Source organism: Tunturibacter psychrotolerans (genome assembly GCF_040359615.1).
Taxonomy (GTDB): domain Bacteria; phylum Acidobacteriota; class Terriglobia; order Terriglobales; family Acidobacteriaceae; genus Edaphobacter; species Edaphobacter psychrotolerans.
This window is the reverse complement of sequence record NZ_CP132942.1, coordinates 69268-89318: the sequence shown is the minus strand read 5'-3', so window position 1 is coordinate 89318 and position 20051 is coordinate 69268. Positions and strand designations below refer to the sequence as shown.

The window sequence follows — 20051 nt, the reverse complement described above, 5'->3', positions numbered from 1 at the left end:
CATGGGCGCGGTGGATGGTTTGCGCGGCCGCTTCGGAGGGGCTTTGCCGATAACTTCTTCCGGGGCCCTGGATATCGGATGACGGTGTGCGCGGCGCGAAAAGATCAACGCCAGATTTCAGTTGATGATAATAGAGATCCACATTTCAATGAGTGCTGTAGCTATTTATAACTCGTTTGAGACGGTAGCTCGGCGCCGGGAGTGGCTCGAGAACCAAACGTCAAAGTAGAATAGACACTCTAAATCGGATAGCCCGCCTCCGTCGGAATCAGGAAAAGGCAGAGCAGATCTCCAGATTGTCGAGTAAAGATTCCAGGGACCGCAAAGGCGATAAGATGTCACGTCTTAAGGGCCACGTAGTTCTACAGGTTGATTTGCATTCAAACAAACTGACTGAACTCAAGTGAGTACATCGGAGGAAGGACATGGCAAATTTGAAGAACGAGGTTAAGAGTAACGACGCGACGAGCGTCGCTAGAATCGACATGAAGTTCGAGGTTGTCGTCATCCCAGTTTCGGATGTCGATCGTGCGAAGGAGTTCTACGTGAAGCTCGGGTGGCGGCTCGACGCCGACTATGCCACCGATAACTTCCGCGTAATTCAATTCACGCCGCCTGGCTCCCAGTGCTCCGTCATCTTCGGTAAGAACGTCACCGCTGCGGCACCCGGCTCCGCCCAAGGTCTATACCTGATCGTCTCAGATATCGCGGCCGCTCGCGCCAAGTTGCTCGGTCTTAATGTCAAGGTGAGTGAGGTGTTCCATAATGAAGGCGTGTACACCGGCCCGGACGAACCCTACCTATTCGGGCGAATGCGGGTCAGCGGTCCTGATTCCGAGCATCGCAGCTATCGCTCGTTCGCCTCGTTCCAAGATCCGGACGGCAACGGCTGGCTGTTCCAGGAGCTCACAACGCGACTGCCCGGTCGCATCGACCCTGGGTCGACGAGCTTCGCATCGGCCAACGATCTTGCGAGTGCGCTCCGGCGTGCTGGAGCGGCCCACGGCGAGCACGAGAAGCGCACCGGCGGGCAGCGGGACGAGAACTGGCCGGATTGGTACGCCCAGTACTTGGTGCGCGAGCAGTCCGGCGAAGAGCTGCCGCAATGAATCGAACACTACTTCCCGGATCAGCTGACACGCGTGGTTCGGCTTGCTGGAATCAGTAAGTCCTCGATACGAACCGGCAGATCACGTACACGAATGCCAGTTGCGTGGTATACCGCGTTCGTGATCGCCGCGGCAATTCCAGCAAGACCTATCTCGCCAACCCCTCGAGCTCCGAGCGCGTTAAGTTCGTAGTCCGGGTAGTCGAGAAAGGTGACATCGATGTCCGGCGTGTCCGCGTTTACGGCCACAACGTAGTCGGCAAGGTTGTTGTTGATTGGCGCACCCGAGCGCGGGTCGTACACCGTCTCTTCGAACATAGCCATGCCGACGCCCATCACCACCGCGCCTTCTATTTGGTTGCGTGCTGGCCGCGGATTCAGGATGCGACCAGCATCGATGACCGTAACGACGCGGCTGACACGAAGGCGTGCTATCTCAGGCTGCCAAGTCACTTCGGCAAACTGCGCTCCATAGGAATGGAATGAGAACTTCGGCTTTGAAGATCCAAAGGTACCGTCAGACTTGCCAGTGCCTGAAACTGACTTGACTCTTGCGATCCTCAGTATCTCTGCCATCGGAACCGCGCCCGATCCTTGCCCTTTCAGACGAACAGTTCCGTCGACAAGTTCGAGATCCTCCTGCTTCTTACCCTGGAATGGCGACCCATCTGATTTGATCGCCGCGAGTAATAGGGTCTTGCCAGCATTCTGCGCCGCGGCGAGGACCGCCGGCGTCATAGAGGCAGTAACCCAGGAGCCTCCCGAAATCGGTCCCGGCGGAAGCGAGGAGTCACCGAGTACGACATCGATCCTGCTGACCGGAATTCCCGTCTCGTGACTCACTACCTGAGCCATAACGGTATAGGTTCCTCCGCCAATGTCCTGAGTACCGCAGGCAACGCGCGCAGAGCCATCTTGTAGGAGTTCGACCGTTGCCTCCGTCTCAATTCGTGCCGCCAGCCACGAGCATGCTGCGACACCCCAGCCCAACGTAAGACCATCGTGCTTCATCGATCCGACCTCGGGAGTCCGCCGCGACCAGCCGAACTTCTCCGCCCCGACAGTGAGGCACTCCTTCATGTGCCGTGAAGAGAAGGGGATGTTCAAGCTCTCGTCCAGCGCAGGCTCGTTCTTCAACCGCAACTGGACGGGGTCCATCTTCAGCGCAATCGCCAACTCATCCATTGCCGATTCCAACGCGAACAGTCCTGGTACCGCGCCGGGACCACGCATTGCGGTTGGGTTGCCGACGTTACGGCGTGCGAGGCCTCCGGTCACAAGCAGGTTGGAAGTGCTGTACATGAAAGGAGTGACTTCGCCACAACCCTCGTCGTAGTCATCGAGCATCGAAGTGTGGTTGATGTAATCCTGTTGTACAGCGGTTAATTTACCGTCGGCATCGGCTGCGAGTTGGATTCGCTGGTCGATTGCGGGCCTGTGGCCGACGCTTTGGAACATCATCTGCCGGCTTACCACCAGTTTGATCGGGCGCCCAAGGTTGCGGGCGCATGCTGCTGCTAATAACCCGTGTGGCCACGGCCACAACTTGCCCCCAAATCCCGACCCTAAGTACCGCGTGATCACCTGCACCTGTTCTGGAGGGACACCAAGCATCTGCGCCATCACATCGCGATGGTTCACAACCGCTTGCGAAGTCTCATACAGCGTGTATCTCTGCCCGTCGTAGACTGCGACGGAAGCATGCAACTCGATCGGGTTGTGGGTCTCAACCGGAATCGTGTATACCTCATCGACCTTCACCTTCGCCGCATTCAACGCTGAAGTCGTGTCTCCGCGTTTGCTCTTCTCTTCAGGCTTATCCGTCGTAAGTGGAGTTCCCATGAGTTTGGCGCTGGTGTCATGTCTAGCCTTGTTGTAAGTTACCGTGACACTTTCGGCGGTGGCTCGTGCCTGTTCTACGGTTTGAGCCACGACGACCGCAACATACTGTCCGTAATAACGGATCGTGTCATCCTCAAACGGGGGCCGCTTTTCATCGATGATCATAGTGAACCCGGTTGAAGGGGGTACACGGTAAAGCTTTCCGATGTTTTCCCGATGGTATACAGCGATAACGCCGGGCATCTTCTCCGCTACACCTGTGTCCAGGCGCGTAATTGTCCCACTCGAAATCGTGGCGCAGACCGGCCACGCATAGAGCAGGCCGGGGAAGTGGTGGTCTGAGGCGTACATCGCCGAGCCGCTTACTTTAAGTGGACCATCTATCCTAGGCGTCGCAACACCGATCACCTTCGACTCAGTTATCCGATCCATCGTTCTCTCCTTAGGCGCTTTGGCTCGCCTGGCCCATCGCGTGCACCAAACAGCGCTTTGCCAGCTCTACTTTGAATCCATTCTGGCTTTGAGGCTTCGCGCCGTGAAGGGCGCCCTCTGCGGCGGCGGCGAAGTTAGAGGCGGTTGCAGGTTTTCCAAGTAACATCTTTTCTGCTTCTACAGAGCGCCAGGGCTTCGTCCCGACTCCACCCATCGCGACGCGAATGAAATCAATTCTGCCACTGTTCTGCTTCATCACGATCGCGGCAGAGGCCAAGGCAAATTCATAGGAGGCGCGGTCGCGAAGCTTTAGGTAGACGCTCTTTGCGCCAGCGGGCATCTTGGGTAGTGTGACGTGCGCTACCAAATCCCCCGGCTGCAAAATGTTCTCAAGCTGAGGAGTGGATCCGGGCACAAGGTAGAACTCCTCAATCGGTACGGTTCGTTCACCCTTTACGCCCTCTATATGCACCACGGCATCGAGTGCCATCAGAGCTACGTTCTGGTCGGAGGGGTTTGTCGCAATGCAGTGCTCGCTCGTACCGAGGATCGCCAGCATCCGGTTATAGCCGCCGATAGCGGAACATCCAGAACCGGGTTCGCGCTTATTACACCCTGTCGCTATATCCCTGTAGTACACGCAGCGCGTCTTCTGGAGCAGGTTGCCTCCTGTGGTCGCCATATTGCGCAGCTGCGGAGACGCCCCAGACAGCAGGGCTTGCGACAGAACCGCATACTGCGCCCTCACCGTTGCGTCCTGAGCCACGTCCGCATTCCGCGCGAGAGCTCCGATCTTCAGCCCGCCGTCCGCGGTCTTCTCGATGCGGTCGAGTGGCAGACCATTGATGTCCACCAATTCCTTAGGACGTTCGACATTCAGTTTCATGCAGTCAATCAGATTCGTTCCGCCCGCAATGAACCGTACATTTGCGCCATTTTGCGCCGTGGACGACCTGGCCTGAGCCTTCACTGCATCTGGTATCGTGCTTGCCGTCACCAGTTCGAAGAGTTCCATCGTCGGTCTCCTGTTCTACCCTATTCGCCGAACCGCCTGAACTGCCGCGACGATGTTCGGATACGCTCCGCAGCGGCAGATGTTGCCGCTCATAGCCTCTTTTACATCGCCATCTTCGGCTCCCCACGGCTCCTTGACCATGGCCACGGCAGACATAATCTGCCCAGAGGTGCAATATCCGCACTGATAACCATCGTGCTCCACAAACGCCTTCTGCATCGGGTGCAGTTGGGCTGGCTGACCGAGACCTTCAATTGTGGTAATTTCAGCGGTTTGTTGCATTGCTGCAAACGTCAGGCAACTGTTCACGCGCCGGCCATTGATATGCACCGTGCAAGCTCCGCACTGTCCGTGGTCACAACCCTTTTTAGTCCCGGTCAGATACAACGCCTCGCGTAGGGTGTCTAGCAGCGTGGCGCGCGGATCAATCTGAACCGAATATGACTGGCCGTTCACCTTTAAAGTCACAGGTACTGTTCCTGGAATTGCGTGGCCTTCCGAGCTTGTTCTTTCTTGGGCATCAGTGACCACTGCAGAGATGGCCAGCGGAGCGACCCCAGTCGCGGCCGTAGCAACTCCCGCCGCTCCTATATGGGAAAGAAATGATCTTCGGCTCAACTTCCCTAGCGAAGTTGTCGGTCCGTTTGTGTTTTTCTCATCGATAGCCAAGCTCCACCTCCCGACACGGCTCTCTTGGATGCATGAAATTATCCCACATCCGACGATGACTGAGGTTTTGGTAGGTCAATATCGATACCAAGGGAGAGCTGCATTTTTGAGGCTATGCGCGAGAGGAAGGACATTCGACTACACAACCCGTCTCTCTTCGGGAATGAAGTATCTCGGCTTCTGCGGCCTTAGGAGTGGTGACAGCGGACATGTCGATGCCAGCGGCAAGACGCGCGCGAGGGTTGGCATCGATATTCTCCTGAACATCTGAATTGGTTTACGACGTCGATTTGTTAGGAACGAAGCTACGGTTTACTTAGCAGCTCCATCATGTAGTCAGTTGCGGCCTTGTCATTCATCAGAGCAAGCTGCGACACGATGCTTCGCTTCAATTCGAGGTCTTTCTCATTGCGGGCCAGCTCCACCATTCTCGGTGCATCCTGAGTAATAAATAGTCCGGAGATGACAGATTTCTTGATCTTCAAGTCACTAGTCGCCTTATAGACCTCCACGAGCGTGTCGTTCGAGCGCTTGCCTTCGAAGACAGCGATCGACCGAATAGCTTCACGTTGGAGGTCGGGACCCATCTTCCCCACCGCCGCATCATGCAGAATGGCGTCGGCATCGGGCGATTTGCTCTGTGCTAATACAAACAGCGCATGCTTCTTCATGGCAGGCGATCCGTTCCCAGTGAGAACTCCTCTCAAGAGAGGAATCGCCCGCGCCGGATCCTGATTTAGCAGCGAGTTCAGGGCCAACATCTTCAGATCCTCATCTGAACCATGCGGCGGATTGCTGTTATCCCAGAACTCCGCATCTTCCGTTGGGGAATCGGCCATTGCCCGTACCTGCGCATTCACACTTTTCATACTTTCAGCTATGGCCTGCGTATCGATATGTACATTCACAGTCAACGCGGAGCAGTCTCGATTCCACTGGCTGTTCGGGTCCTGTGCACGTAGTTGGTCGCATGTCGCCGCAGCTAATTGAGGTTTGCCCAACTTGTTCAGTGAATAAGCCTTCCAATAAACTGCCGCGTCCACGCGCTTCCCTTTTGCGTTGATCACCTTGTCAAAAGAGACAACCGCATCTTGCCAGCGATGCTCATCCATTGCCTTCGAGCCTGCCGAGTAGGCGACATCGTCCTGTACCGGTGCAGCAGCCAGTTCTGGCGTGAGCGCATGAATGGAAGACATGCCCATCGAAAAAAACAGCAGTGCCGAGGAGAGTGTAGTTCGAGTAAAAGACGTCATTGTGCCGCTCCTTGATTTTGATCGTCGTTCTGCCGCAAAATTCTGATGTCGAGCAGCAATCCGCTTGTATTCATCTCCAGACGCAGCCTCCACGTGCTGTGCGAAGTTTCGGGTTCGTTGTCCAATGTGGTGAGCACGCGGCCGAGGTTTTCTAGCACTGCTGCTTGTGCCACCTCTCCACTCTCTCTCGCCGCGTGGACATAAACAGCGTTTTTCAATAGCAAGTGATGTGCCTGTTCGCGGGTGGCCTCATCCAGCGGTCCGTGAGTGTTGTTGACCTCAGTGAGCAACCGCTCCGCGGAGTCAAGATGATCCGCAATCGCCGGGTCACGGGGCTCCATCGTCAGCGGCCCGTGCCCGTTGATCGCCAGGTTCCGCCGTGTCTTCATCGCGTGGCTCCCATGCAATGCAATGAAGACCACTAAGAGGAGAGCTGCCATTGCCAAGCCAATCGCCGGCCATATGAGCTTCCACCGAAGACGAAGCCGCTTCGGCTGGTCCGTGGCCAATGCGCTCAGATTTCCGCGTAAACGCTGCCAGTTTCTCTCCAGATCAAGCTTCGGGACCGGCTCTGCGGAAAACACACGCAGCGTCTCCGCAATCGACTCCGACATGGCGGCGCACTCAACACACCCCTCTAGGTGCCGGCGGATTGCAGCCTCGTTCGAGCTCTCATGCAACTGATATGAAATCAAATCCTCTTCTGCAAAATGTTTCATCGCAAACCTCCTGCAACAGGCGCGAGCGATCTTCGCAGTTTCGAAACCGCTCGAAAAACGGCTTGTTTCGCTGAGTTCACCGTGATATTAAGCGCCTCTGCAATCTCTAGCATCGGAACCTCTTCCATATGCCTCATCATGAACGCAGCCCGTTCCATCGGTGTCAGCGCCGCCATAGCCGTTTCCCGCAGAGTAGCGGCTTCTCTTCCAAGCAGCTCGCCCTCCGGCCCTGCCTGCCCGTCTGCTACACGCACCGTACCCTCTCCCACAGAGGGTTCATCCGCAATTCGCGGCGCTCGATAGGAGAGATCGCGGTTGCGTCGTTCCACCAGATTGATAGCCGTATTCATAGCGATTCGTACGATCCAAGTTGAAAAAGAAGAGTCCTGTCGGAAGCCGGGAAGCTTGTTGTAAGCGCGCAGAAACGCTTCCTGCGCCACTTCTTCCGCATCCTCTTCATTGCCAGTGATGCGAAACGCTACACGAGCCACCGACGAGAAGTGGCGATCCATCAACACACGATAGGCATCTCGATTTCCCCCGAGCACATCTCGGATCGCTTCTGTCTCAGCTCTATCCATTCGCCGATTAGACAACGGGTTTGCTCTCTGGTTAGGTTCCTTGGAAAAAAATAATCGGCGGATGGACATGGGTCCATTCCGCCGTTATCGAACTAATCCCCGGCCTTACGAATCGATGCTAAAGACTTCTTTCGATCAACGCACCAATAGGCGATTGCATGCAAACAACACGTCCTCAACAAAAACACGCCATCAGTCGGCTTCACCTTTTATCCGTGTGTCTTTCGCAATCCAGTTTACTTCCCAAGTCTTGCCCCCGTCGTCAGAGAATGCCTGTTCAAACCGGCATGAATTCGGAGTAATGTCCGATATAACAAATCGAACAAGGATAGCGCGGCCGTTTAGTGTTTCCTGATCGAAGAATTCACCGCGCCCGTTCTTGAACTCGCCAATCGTGGGCTGGCTGAAAGTTCCGGCACGACTGCTCGCAAAATTGAGACTCCATTGGTGAGACTGAGGGTTATATAAACGCACGCTCAACCCTTCAAAGTGGCCTGCCGAACCTTCCGCTTCGAGCTCGAGAAGATTGGCACGTCCATTCCAGACCTTACGTACGACACTAGTACCCTCGTACTTCACCCAGGTGTACGAACCCGATAAGGGATGTAAAAGCCGTGCTAGTTCAGTTTTCCAGGTACCGAACTCAAAGTCGAAATCGTGCTCGCCCCCGCGCTGCCCTGCAGACGTTGGCATGTCGGTTACTGATTTGCCGGAGTTCGTTTGTGCCAGCCCAAGTGAAGAAGCTGAGAAGGAGGTTCCGGCACAAAAAACGATGCGTCTCAGAACAATCCGAAATCGCTGCATTTTATCCATCCCGATTCCAAATCTGTTATCCATGTGCTCCAAAGCTTTATGGCTTCACCCTGGTCTGATCAGTGATCCAATTCGTCTCCCAAGTTTTTCCGCCATCGGTGGAAAAGGACTGTTCAAAGTGCGCTGAATTAGGAGTGATCTCTGACCAGATGAATCGGTTGTATATGGACTTACCTTCGTAGAATTCCTGGTCGTAAAACTCGCCTCGGCCATCCTTGAATCCTCCAATCAACGGCGTAAGGAAAGTTCCGTCCTTGGCATTGGCCCAATACAAGCTCCATTGATGAGATTGCGGGTTATAGAGGCGTACAGTCATCCCTTCAATGTGGCCTGCGGCACCATCCGTTTCGAATTCCTCCACGTCGGCGCGACCGTCCCAGGCTTTACGTGTCACCGAGGTGCCGTCGAACTCGACCCAAGTCGTCGAACCTGTGAGCGGATGAACCAGCTTCTTTAGATGGATCTTCCATGTGCCAATCTCGAAATCAAAATCGTGTTGACCATCCGTCGCAGAGTTTTGCGCCACAGGCCTTTCACTGCCGGAAGCCGTCTGACTCGAAGCGTGGGGAGGAAACCCAAGCAAGACGGCCACGCTAAATATAAAGATCCTGATACCGCGTCGATGTGACTTCACACTCTACCTCCGAGTTTCAGTCTGTTGTTCCATTGGAAACAACCTAGCGGCGTATAGTGGTCTCACGCAATACCCACTCATGACGATTTTGATATAACCACTTCCGCAGGGTAGCGAAGATGAAATTCGTTCCAACCAGTTTTTTCCCACCAGTCGCGCTGGACCTCACGAAGCGGATTCCGATGTACCGTCAGCTCTACGAGTGGTTCCGCGATGCGATCGTCAGCGGCCAGCTAAGGCCCGGGCAACGTGTACCCTCGACCCGCGCGCTCGCCGCGGAGTTGAATATCTCACGAGTGCCGGTGTTGAACGCCTATGAGCAACTCCAGGCCGAGGGTTATCTGCAAACACTCGTCGGTTCCGGAACCACAATCTCTGAATCTGTTCCGGATCACGCAACAAGACCCACAACAACGGCTCGCAAGTCCGACGTGAGGCCGAAGTCTGCAAACAGAATTTCACGCATCGGGACGGAAGCACTTTCGACTCCGCCACAGGTTTGGCTCGACAGCCTTGGCCCTTTTCGATCCAGCTTGCCCGCCCTCGAGCATTTTCCAAACCGCATCTGGTCTAAGTTGGTTTCTCGGCACTTAAGCGTGCCATCCAGACAATTGATGGCCTACGGCGACCCAATGGGATACATGCCGTTTCGAGAAGCGATTGCAGAATATCTGGGTGCGGCTCGCGCAGTCCGTTGCGATCCGAGGGAAGTCATGGTTGTGACAGGTTCGCAGCAGGGTTTACAACTCTGCGCTAAAGTTCTCTTCAATCCGGGCGATCCAATCTGGATGGAAGATCCGGGCTATCCCGGGGCCCACCAGGCCTTCTCGAGCGCTGGCGTACGCATGATACCGATTCCGGTAGATCACGAAGGAATTCTCGTCAAGGAAGGCCTTCGTCGCTGTCCAGCCGCTAACGGCGCATATCTCACGCCATCCCACCAATACCCGACAGGAAGCACAATGAGCGCGTCGCGGCGAGTCGAGATCCTCCAGTGGGCCGCAAAGTCTGGCTCCTGGATCATCGAGGATGATTACGACAGCGAGTTCCGGTTCGAGAGCAGGCCCATCGGGGCCCTTCAGGGACTGGACACACGTTCCTCCGTCATTTATTTGGGAACCTTCAGCAAGGTTTTGTTTCCTGCCCTGCGACTCGGTTATGTGGTTGTCCCCCCGCGCTTGGTTCAAGCGTTTTCCGCGGTTCGAGATGCCGCGGATATATTTTCATCAACGCTGTATCAAGTAGTCTTGACCGACTTCATCCGTGAGGGACACTTTGCTCGCCATCTGCGAAGGATGCGCACTCTCTACATGGAGAGACGTAGCGTATTAGTCGATGCAATCCACTCGCAACTTGGCGGCATGCTTGAGGTGATCGGCGCGGAGGCAGGTATGCATCTGGTCGCGTTATTGCCTCCGGGTATAGATGATCGTCAAGTCGCGAGGCAAGCCGCTCAGGACGGCATCTCCGCGATGCCTCTCTCCATGTGCCAATTGACGAAACAAGCAAGAGGCGGCCTGATCCTTGGCTATGGCGGCACCGATACAACGGAGATTCAAGACGGAGTCAGAAAACTCCGGGCAAGCCTCGACAAGTTGGCCAAATAGACACAAACAACGTCGACCGCGGGTCGCAGCACTGATTAGACGAAAAGCGCCTAGTCTCGAGAGTAATCGCATCTCTATCTTGTGACAGGATTTCTGTGCGCTTCGCGTGCCTTCGATGTAATGCAAGTTCGGCTCCGCCTGCGCTGCCCGGTTGAAAAGAAGCGAGATCGGTTCGGAGTGAAGTGGCACCTGGACGAAGCCTTCATCAAGATGAAGGGTTCCAGCATTACTTGTGGCGGCCCGTGGACCAGACCGAGCGGTCATCGATATGCTGGCGCAGCCGCGCCGGAACCGTTGGGCAGCTTTGCGTTTCTTTCGCAAGTTACTTCATACGGCAGTGAGAGCACCGTGCGTCATCATCACGGGCAAGCTATGGACCTATGCTGCAGCGAAGAAGCTGATCTTGCTGGACGTGGAACGCCGGCAGAGCTGTTATCTGAACAATCGAGCCGGGAACTCGCATCAGCCAACCCGCATGTGAGAAAGGCAGATGAATCGCTTTCAATCTCCAGAGCACGCTCAACATTTTCTCTGTATGTTCGAGTCGATCAACGCTCCCTTTCGCTTGCGCCGACATCGGACTGATAAATACACGTTGAAATGTGATGGTAGGGAGCACGCCGTCTTCGCGTGGGCGTTGTCCGTTGCCCACCGCATTCATCGGCACGACAAACGAGATTTCGTGAAATCGATGTTTGCCTACTTCCACGTCCTGCCCCGGGAGAACCGCGAAAACCTGTTCGGTTCCCTCTACGAGGCGCCTCAGAGTCGGAGTTCCGCTGTTAAGCATCATCCTCATTTGCGGGTTTGCGACGTGAAGCATGGCCGCGTTACTACCCGAGTCAAGTCCGCAGGAGTAGGGGCGCTTTCTGAAAGCTGGACATACTGGCAGCCACACTCATGGGTCCTGTAAACGGCAGGTCATTCGCCGGACCGTAGGGCTCCATAAGAGGAACACGTTCACCTTTGGCAAATAGAGCAAGTGTATTTGAGTCATCGAGGCATAGGATGTGCTCATGATTGTCGATGAGCAGATCGAAATGTTCGAGAAAATTGTCTCCCAGGATACCGCGGATCCGGGGATCGGCCGCCTTCAGTTGGGAGAGATTCTCGATAACCACAAGCAAATCAGGGACGAATTTCTCACCAGCCCGCAACTGCCCGAGATAGGCGAAATCATATCGGCCATGTGTTGCGGCTCCTCCTATACCGGTAGTGCCCTGAACGTTCAGCTGTAATACTGATGCCAGAGAAGAGTCGACAGTGGCAATCTGAGCACCCGTATCCACCAGAAAATCATAGGGGCCATTCTGGTTGACCCATAGCGGGACGATGCTTTGTGAGCCCTGGACGATACGTACGGGCAGACTGGCCACCTTTCCCGGACAGTGCGGTTCAGCCAAGACCGTAAGGGAGAGGGTTGCGAAGCTGACACAGGCAAAGAACGGGCGGAATGACATAGGAGTGTACCTCAGCCGGATGGGCTGGGTGCAATCTCACAGTGTGCTTCCACGCTGTCATGACTGAGTTGTGACGGGTTCCTGAAAAGAGAGTGACGGATTTATGACTGACAATAAGTCGCGTGTTTTCAGATTCGCGGATGTCGAAGTCATAGAGCGGGAGTTCCTTCTGGTCAAAGCAGGGAAGACTGCGCCGGTTGAGCCGAAGGCATTTCGGGTGTTCCTCTTCCCTTGCGGCGGCTGCTGGGGGACGATCCGCGCGAGCCCCAGTACATTGCCACGGTGCAAACTGTCGGATACCGTTTCCTCTGCGATGTGACTGTAACGGAACCGGCCCCAGGACCCTCCTTACCGTCCAATTCATCGGTAGACATCGCTACCCGTCCAGAATGCCAGCCGGTCCTCAATGATCCCCAGGTTCTTCCCGACTACACAGTTGCGGTTCTGCCCTGCGCGTCAACAGCCGTTCGTCGGAGAACGAAAGCGATCGTAATCGGGGCAAGCACCACGATGATCCTTCTCGTCGGAGCGATAGGACTCGTCCAAACCAGAAAGGCTCACCCGGTTAACGTCGTCGAATCGAGAATCACCGCTAACCCGCAAGATAGACCTGTCACAAGCTCCGCCATCTCACCTGATGGAAAATACCTCGCATTCACCGACAAAACCGGGATGTATTTGCGGCCGGTCGAAGGCGGAGAAACGCATAAGCTCTCTTTTCCAGAAGACTTCCCTCCTGCTCATATCGAAGGCTGGTTTCCAGACAGCGTGCATCTTGTTGTCTCCTCGTGGACCGAAGGCACAAGAAATACAAGGAGCCTCTGGCGAGTCTCCACGATGGGTCGGACGCCGATAAGACTGAATGGCGCTGGCTCATTCGCCCGGGTTTCTCCGGACGGTTCACAGATAGCTTTCCTTCAAGCTGGGCTCGGTCGAAGTGAACTGTGGTCGATGAGTTCAGACGGCGAAGCGCCGCATAAAATCGTCGGTGTTGACGAATCCGACGAGCAATACCTGAGTCCTGTCGCGTGGTCGCCAGACAGCAGGCGAGTCGCGTACGTCAGGAGAACCATTCATCCGTGGGGTAGAGACACTGCAACGATCGAGATCCTTGATCTTGCAAGCGGACGAACAGATCGCTTGATCTCGAATCCGGCCCTCGGCCAATTGCTTGCGTGGCCCCAGAAGAACTCGCTTATTTACACGCGCAGTGAAGATGCGCCCAATGAAAAAGACTCCAATCTCTGGCGCACACAACCAGACTCGCAGGGTTCGGGTGTGCGGGTAAGCAGCGGTCGCGGCTTCATAGCTGGGCTCAGCGCCACAAAAGATGGAAAGATACTGGCTTTGAAAGAGTAGAGTATCAGCCCGACATCTACATTGCAGATCTAGGAGAAGGTGGCAAAGAAGTTATTCTCTCCCTTCTGGATTCCGGATGAGCCACGGGCAATGTGTCCGCTCGGCCGAGAATTAGGTCTGGGAAAAGTTTGATTGTTGCGAATTGACTCGTTACGGCCTTCTCAATAAGGGCATAATCGCCGAGACACTCACCCATAAGCTTTCCTATCAGACTGACGAGACACGGCGCGCCGCCATCCCGAGGTTGCTATCGCGGTTGCCGCTCATATGCAACGAAAGAGAGCCGTGTTCATTGACCTGCTGCGGAAGTCTTCAGATATTTATTAAGAAACGCGAGTTGCCTCTCATAAGAGTCTTTTCTGTGTTCGCGCTGCTGGAACCCGTGGCCTTCGTTGGGGTAAGTGAAATACAAGTATGTCTTGCCCGCCTTTTTCAGTGCTTCAGCGAACTCTGCCGACTCTTGCGGCGGCACTTGGGGATCCTTCTCGCCGTGCAGAATCAATAGCGGAGTTTTGATGGACTCTACATCCGGAAGCACGTTGGCTTTGCGGTACACCGCAGGCTTCTCCTCGGGTGTTCCACCCATCTTGGTCTCCCAACGAATTTTTGAGTTGCGGTTGGTGTGCTGCAGAAAGAGGGCTCGATCAACTACGCCAAACATCTCGATACCTGCGGCGAAGGTATCAGGCAACTTGGCTACGGCGTTGGCGACGACCGTTCCTCCGTGGCTTCCGCCTCCGATGGCAACTCGCTTTGGATCGGCCAGGCCTGAATTAACCAGAAACTTAACACTCGCACCGATGTCGTCGATCTCGCCACCTCCGGAGTCTTCTACATTCGCATTGCGAAACCGTTCCCCATAACCAATGCTGCCACGAAAGTTTGGTTCCAAGACGACGTATCCCTGTTGAGCGAGGAAGAGCGACCACGGACTCAGGCTGAGTACCACTTGCCCCTCCGGACCGCCATGAGCCCAGATAACGGCGGGGTAGCGCTTGCCGGGTCCATATCCGGCGGGCTTGTAGAGAATTCCCGCGAGGGCTAGACCGTCCTTGCCTTTGAAGTGCGCTACTTCGGGTGTGATGCCAAGGCCCTCGTACTTCGATGGCTGCGATGGCTCTAGTAGACGTGGGTTACCTTTTCCGTTTGCATCTGCAACGTAAGTGGCTCCCGCGCTTAGCGAAGTGGCTCTCAAGAAATAGATGGAGCCACTATCAGGCGACCACTGCGGATTCGTTTCGATTCCTGCGAGCGATGTTAGCCGACGTGGTTTGCCTCCCGTAGCCGAAACGACCCATAGATGACGCTCTTCTGGTAGGTCACGATTTGAATTGAAGACGATCCATCGTCCGTCGGGAGAGTAGACCGGATTCTCGTCCTCACCTGTTCCCTTGGTTAATTGTTTGGGACCTCCGCCCGTTGCGGGGATCTGCCACAACTTATCCCATCCAGTCGACTGCAAGACCACGGTTAGTGTGGTGCTGTCGGGTGACCATGCGGCAGTGTTGACTGCCCAGGCACCACCTGGATCATTCTTTGCAGTGTAGAGGTCGATTACAGAGCCAGTGACGGAACCCGCCTTCTGATCGAATGGAATGACCTTCAACTTGCCGGAGAAGAACTGGCGTGACCGTTCCGTGTAAGAGATTCGTGTGCCATCAGGCGACCACAAGGGCTGAGGGTCGAAGCGGTCGGACGAGACGGCATCCCCGCGGTCTGCCGCAGTATTGGCGATCACGTCCGATCCGGTATAGATCTCTGTTGCGGCGAGCAGCTTTTCCTTTGTGCCGTCCTCACTTACGACGTATAGTTCGTTGAAACCTTTTCTACCCGATTCGAAGAGGATCCAATGCCCGTTCGGATTCCAATGTGGATGATGATCGGTTGCACCGCGCGGATCGCCTGGCCCGGCTGGATCATGCGTGAGGCGCTTTGACTCCCCACCGTCAGTGGCGACAGTCCATACATCCCCGTCACTGATGTAAGCAATGTGTTTGCCGTCGTGCGACCATTGCAGTTCAGACTTCGGCTTCGGTGAAGACGTGATCACTTTTGCAGGTCCGCCATTGACAGGAACAAGCGCGATCTGACCGCTCTCCTCTCGCGCGAAGAATTTACCATCAGGCGAAAGTTGTTCGGAACCACCACGCCTTGACCCTGCGGACAATAAATCGTCGATAGTAAGTCGCTCCGTTTGTGAGAGAAGCATTCCCGGAACGAGCAGCATGGAAAAAGCGATGGAAAGTTTTTTCATGGTTTCCCTTCAATACCGGTTATGTGACTAGAAGAGGAACTTGCCGAAGACAACAAGCACGCGTCCGGAGACGATCGCGCCTTGACCGGTTCCGTAGATGCTGGTGGGCGAACTGACCGTGGAAGTGATCAGGCCGAAGCCGCTTCCTCCTACGTTGCTGTTGGGGACGGCGAGATTCGTATGGTTCAGCAGATTGTATGCATCAGCACCGAGATCGAAGTGACTATGCTCAGTCACGGGTATCGTCTTACTGAGTTGTGCGGCGATGGAGAAGAATCCCGGCCCTCGAAAGCTGTTCGGAGCGGTATTACCAAAATCACGTTGGCCGCCTGGATTGGAGGCTGTGACGACGGATGCGAATTGGGTGGTCTTGAGGCAAGCTGACTTGACTGCAGATTTACCGCAACCCGTACCAAGTGCTCTTTTGTCTAACGTGTTGGCGAGGATCAAAGTGCTGCTGGGAAAGTTGTTCGTCTGGCCACTAGACACCAGGCTTGATTGAATCAGGCTGTCGGTGACGGAGAATGGACGCCCGCTGTAGCGATAGAGTTTGCCTCCTACCGTCCATCCTCCTGCGGTCGCGTTGAGCAGGTTCCCTAGCAGCTTGGGCTCGGTGTAGACGAGGTCCGCTTCCAGATTGTGGCGTGTATCGAAATTTGTAGGACCGTAAGAGCCTGCACTTTGCGATGCTTCTCCCTGACTAAAAAACGGAGGGTTGAAGATCGTACCGAACAGCAAAGCGTGACTCCAGGTGTAGCCGATCTGACCTTGAAAGCTACGCGCGAATGCGTGCCGCTCTGTGACGGTAACGCCCTGGTAGTTTGAGTAGCCAGCATTGGATATCTGCGTGACTGTTGAGAAGCGTGGATCGGGTGCAGATGTAGGCAGGCCTCCGAATCCATTCGGATAAAGCGTTGCGTTGGACGAGTAAGCGTTGGCCGCTGCATTGGTGAGCGGTTCGTCGTATCCATGGTTGCCGCTGTAGGAGAAACTGACTAGATCGTGTGCAGACAATGGCTGCTCTAACTCAGCACTCCATTCGAGAACCTTAATTGTGTGGAAGAGGTTGGGATTGACGTAGAGCGTAGGCGTGGCAAAGGTTGTTCCAGCAGGAACGGCCGCTCGAAGCTCTGGCAAGGTGGAACCTTGTGCAAAGCCTTCCTGAAAGGCCTGGTCCGATGCCGTAGCTGCTGCTTGAGAGCTGCCCGGGGTACCCGTGAGACCGACGGTACCACTGCTGACAGTTGGCGAAAATCTATTTGGAGCATTTCCGAAGACGCTCGCAGTGATACTGCCCTGAATCGTATTTGCGAAGAGCCCAATGCCACCCCTGATAACGGTCTTTCCATCACCCAGTGGGGAATAGGCGAAAGCGAATCTTGGCTCTGTCACGATGCCTTCGAAGTCTTTGAAGTCTTTTTTAAGTCCAGTCTGCAGCGTTGCATTGTAGGGAATAGAGAGCCCCGCCTGATAACCCGGCGTAAGGAAAGCTGTATTCGCGCGGGAATAGCAACTCTCTTTGCACGAGGGATTCCCTTGCAGCTCAAAGCGAACGCCGTAGGTAAGATTTAAGTTTCTGCGTATCTTCCACTCGTCCTGCACGTAGAAGCCAAGTGAGTTGAGACGAGTATGCACGGTTTGAAGTAACGGAAATGACTGAGTATAAGCAGTTCCTTTACTGGTGCTGTTCACGATGCCATCTGCAAAGTCAGTGAGGTCGTTGAAATTGTATGTGCCCACAACCGATCCGCTTGCGATACTTGAATCTGAGATGCGGTTGTTGCGATCATTCACGCCTGCTTGCAGGGTGTGACGTTTGACACTCCACGATAAGTCGTCGATGATGCCAAGTTGTTGCCCGCGTCTCCCGACTGGGAGAGATGGGCCAATTCCCGCGAAGCCCGGGGAACTGTTCACCGTAGTGGTGCTTGTAGGGCCTCCATTGGTTGTGTTGCTTCCGTTGGCGCCTCCGTCGGCAAAGCCAAATGCGGTCGGAAGATCTGTCTGTGCCAGCTTGAAGTCAGCGGGCCCCGTAATAGCGGAGTACCAGTTGCCATTAAGGATGAAGTTGTTCACGAGATTAGGCGTTATGGCATAGGTGTAATTCAGTTGCGGAATAACCCAGGGCTGAACGCTTTGTCGGTTATAGACAGGACTGATAGGGCTAGTGAAGCTGGCCTGTGTTCCAGCGTCGCGACTGATGCGAAAGTAGATCTTCTGTTTGTCGTTGATGCTGTAATCGAGGCGACCTGAGATGAAGTACTCCGTATTGATGCTCGACGCGGTTGTGCCGAAGGCTACTGCGCAGGGTGTGTCTACGCCGAATTGTGGCCCGGAGTTCCCGTTGATATATGTTCCGGTGAACGTCTGTCTGCCGCAGCCAAGATGACCGCTGCTGTCTTGTAGAGGAAGGTTCCCATTCGTCACTGGAATAGCACGTCCGACGCCCGGGGCCGAGTTATAGAGCTTGAAGAGACTCTGATAGATCGGCAAAGAGGATGCGGGTACGTGGTTAAGAATGTACTGCTGTAGCGCCGGTGATGGTAGTGAGACAACACCGCCTGAAGGCAACGCGTAGCGCAAGCCTTCCGTGTTCACGAAGAACGCGAGTTTATCTTTGAGAACTGGGCCGCCAACCGAAGCAGCGTATTGGTTTGCTACCGATCGAGCACGAGGCGTGTTGTTGAGTTTGTTGAAATAGTCATTGGCGTTGAGGAATTCGCCGTTGTAATTTTCGACCAGATTGCCGTGGAATTGGTTCGTTCCGGACTTGCTGATGTAGTTCACCTGAGCACCCGCCTCTCGCCCATACTGTGCGCTGTAGGCATTGATTACAACCGCAGCTTCCGCGACATCGTTAGCCCCCAGGGTGTTATTACTGGCGCCTGATTTGTTATTCAGGTTGTATGGTTCAACGATGTCAGCTCCATTCATCGTGAAGAGCACGGAGTTAAACGGCAGGCCGTTCACGTTGAAGTTTGCATTTCCACCCCCGACATTGAGACGTAATCCTGGCGTGGTGAATGCGACGTTTGTGATGTCACCGCCATTTACCGGAGTGTTTTCGATATATTGCTGGCTATAAGAAGCGACTTGGTTCCCATTCTCTGCTTGTACGAGGGTCGAAGCAGTGGTTACATCGACGGACTGCTGAACGGACTGCACTCCAAGCGTGATATTGACGGACTCTTCTTTGCCGACAAGAAGCTGCACATGAACGGGTATCGAGTTCAGCCCTCCGCCTTCGACCGTGACGGTGTAGTCGCCAGGTTTCAGGAAGGGGAAGCGATACTCCCCGGCACCATCTGTCGTTGTCGTACGGACTACCTCGGTGCCGGTTTGTGTAATCCGCACGTTTACTTGAGGAACGGATGCTCCCGAGGAGTCGGAGACCGCTCCGACAATCGTGGCGCTCGTAAGTGTCTGAGTGACGACAGTCTTTGTAAACGAAGCGAATATAACTAACAAGATTAAAGCTCTGGTGAAATTGACACGGATCATATCGGTCCTCACTGTCATGCAAATTTGGAAGAAGACGCGCTGGCGTCGAAGCATTTTTTTCGAATGCCGAAGTACTTCTTAGGAATTTGGTGCGCCTAGGCAGCGGTCTTTAGATAACGAGGCCAAAGAGAAGAAAATCCTCATAGCCTTACGAACTCTGCGCATCCCACGTGCAACTCATGCGCTGCTCAGCTATTACGGCTAAGTGGTGGGGATGCGGTTCGATAGGATTAAGTCAGTTGGGCAGGGGTCTTATGCGCGACAACAACAACAGCGAGTACCGGCACATAAGGATGTGCCGGACATCTCAAGCGGTCGTTCCAGGAAACGTCGTCGCATTGCAAACAAGATATCACATATCTAAATGTGGGGAGAGGCCAATAGTTATTTGAGCGATTTATTTCGAGAGAGGCCACTTGAAAGCGCGGCCCAACGACCTAACCAACAACTTCACGCGACAGGTGACCACGTTGGAGGCTAACTGTCGAAACGACAATCTCACGGCGGCATCCGCTCCGGGAAAATCTGGAAGATGTACCCAAAACAAATTCCGCTGCATCGTTGTTATGCATGGTCTGAAGCAGACCTCCGATTTGTGTTCAGCAATCCAGCTGACGACGACCTGAAAGGTCAGAGCATTGCGATAGCCAATGAGGACATTCCTATCGAAAGCAACCGCGTATTTTGCCTCACATCCTTGCTCCTCATCAAACCCAGCAGTGGGACAGTCGACAGGATCGACGTAGAAGCGAAGCAGAACGGACGGAGCGTTCGAGTTTATTGAGTGTCGAGGAAGCGCGGGAT

Annotated in this window: 15 protein-coding genes and 1 pseudogene; 4 read left to right on the top strand and 12 right to left on the bottom strand. The window is 54.7% G+C overall.

All coding sequences use genetic code 11. The features are described 5' to 3' along the window. Positions 1-425: 425 nt before the first annotated feature. On the top strand, positions 426-1109 hold the full coding sequence (locus tag RBB77_RS00370) for a VOC family protein (protein ID WP_353064203.1): 684 nt from the start codon (positions 426-428) through the stop codon (positions 1107-1109). Positions 1110-1129: 20 nt separating this feature from the next. Here RBB77_RS00370 and RBB77_RS00365 read toward each other — a convergent pair whose 3' ends face one another. The 9 genes and pseudogenes from RBB77_RS00365 to RBB77_RS00325 form a co-directional block, all read right to left on the bottom strand. Beyond that, positions 1130-3382 carry a xanthine dehydrogenase family protein molybdopterin-binding subunit gene (locus RBB77_RS00365; RefSeq protein WP_353064202.1) on the bottom strand — a complete coding sequence of 751 codons (2253 nt, stop codon included), beginning with the start codon at positions 3380-3382 and terminating at the stop codon, positions 1130-1132. A gap of 10 nt (positions 3383-3392) precedes the next feature. Then, positions 3393-4397, bottom strand: a complete 1005-nt coding sequence (locus RBB77_RS00360; protein WP_353064201.1) for an FAD binding domain-containing protein — start codon at positions 4395-4397, stop codon at positions 3393-3395. 15 nt (positions 4398-4412) lie between these two features. Then, on the bottom strand, positions 4413-4865 hold the full coding sequence (locus tag RBB77_RS00355) for a (2Fe-2S)-binding protein (RefSeq protein ID WP_353067703.1): 453 nt from the start codon (positions 4863-4865) through the stop codon (positions 4413-4415). A gap of 84 nt (positions 4866-4949) precedes the next feature. Continuing rightward, positions 4950-5015 (bottom strand): annotated as a pseudogene (locus RBB77_RS00350) (twin-arginine translocation signal domain-containing protein); the annotation flags it as partial. A gap of 356 nt (positions 5016-5371) precedes the next feature. Beyond that, the gene (locus RBB77_RS00345; RefSeq protein ID WP_353064200.1) at positions 5372-6319 is read right to left on the bottom strand and encodes a HEAT repeat domain-containing protein; all 948 of its coding nucleotides are present in this window, start codon (positions 6317-6319) and stop codon (positions 5372-5374) included. Next, on the bottom strand, positions 6316-7038 hold the full coding sequence (locus RBB77_RS00340; RefSeq protein WP_353064199.1) for a hypothetical protein: 723 nt from the start codon (positions 7036-7038) through the stop codon (positions 6316-6318). The genes RBB77_RS00345 and RBB77_RS00340 overlap by 4 nt, the downstream gene beginning before the upstream one ends. Continuing rightward, positions 7035-7586, bottom strand: coding sequence for an RNA polymerase sigma factor (locus tag RBB77_RS00335; RefSeq protein ID WP_353064198.1), 552 nt, complete (start codon positions 7584-7586; stop codon positions 7035-7037). The genes RBB77_RS00340 and RBB77_RS00335 overlap by 4 nt, the downstream gene beginning before the upstream one ends. A 225-nt stretch (positions 7587-7811) precedes the next feature. Further along, entirely contained in the window at positions 7812-8456 is a 645-nt protein-coding gene (locus tag RBB77_RS00330) for a hypothetical protein (RefSeq protein ID WP_353064197.1), read from the bottom strand. A gap of 13 nt (positions 8457-8469) precedes the next feature. Continuing rightward, positions 8470-9066, bottom strand: a complete 597-nt coding sequence (locus RBB77_RS00325; protein WP_353064196.1) for a hypothetical protein — start codon at positions 9064-9066, stop codon at positions 8470-8472. A 119-nt stretch (positions 9067-9185) separates the two neighbouring features. Between RBB77_RS00325 and RBB77_RS00320 the strand changes: the two genes are divergently transcribed. Together RBB77_RS00320 and RBB77_RS00315 are read left to right on the top strand one after the other, a co-directional pair. Further along, positions 9186-10673: a PLP-dependent aminotransferase family protein gene (locus RBB77_RS00320; RefSeq protein ID WP_353064195.1), complete on the top strand. Its 1488-nt coding sequence runs from the start codon at positions 9186-9188 to the stop codon at positions 10671-10673. Positions 10674-10941: 268 nt separating this feature from the next. Continuing rightward, entirely contained in the window at positions 10942-11154 is a 213-nt protein-coding gene (locus RBB77_RS00315; RefSeq protein ID WP_353067702.1) for a DDE-type integrase/transposase/recombinase, read from the top strand. Between the two features lie 361 nt (positions 11155-11515). Here RBB77_RS00315 and RBB77_RS00310 read toward each other — a convergent pair whose 3' ends face one another. Beyond that, positions 11516-12133, bottom strand: coding sequence for an aspartyl protease family protein (locus RBB77_RS00310; RefSeq protein ID WP_353064194.1), 618 nt, complete (start codon positions 12131-12133; stop codon positions 11516-11518). A 510-nt stretch (positions 12134-12643) separates the two neighbouring features. On the opposite strand from RBB77_RS00310, the gene RBB77_RS00305 reads away from it, so the two are divergent. Then, a complete protein-coding gene (locus RBB77_RS00305; protein WP_353064193.1) occupies positions 12644-13492 on the top strand; it encodes a TolB family protein in 849 nt (282 codons plus the stop codon). A gap of 289 nt (positions 13493-13781) precedes the next feature. On the opposite strand, the gene RBB77_RS00300 is transcribed toward RBB77_RS00305, so the two are convergent. Together RBB77_RS00300 and RBB77_RS00295 are read right to left on the bottom strand one after the other, a co-directional pair. Next, positions 13782-15746, bottom strand: coding sequence for a S9 family peptidase (locus tag RBB77_RS00300; RefSeq protein ID WP_353064192.1), 1965 nt, complete (start codon positions 15744-15746; stop codon positions 13782-13784). A gap of 27 nt (positions 15747-15773) precedes the next feature. Further along, entirely contained in the window at positions 15774-19214 is a 3441-nt protein-coding gene (locus RBB77_RS00295; protein WP_353064191.1) for a carboxypeptidase regulatory-like domain-containing protein, read from the bottom strand. Between the last annotated feature and the right edge of the window lie 837 nt (positions 19215-20051).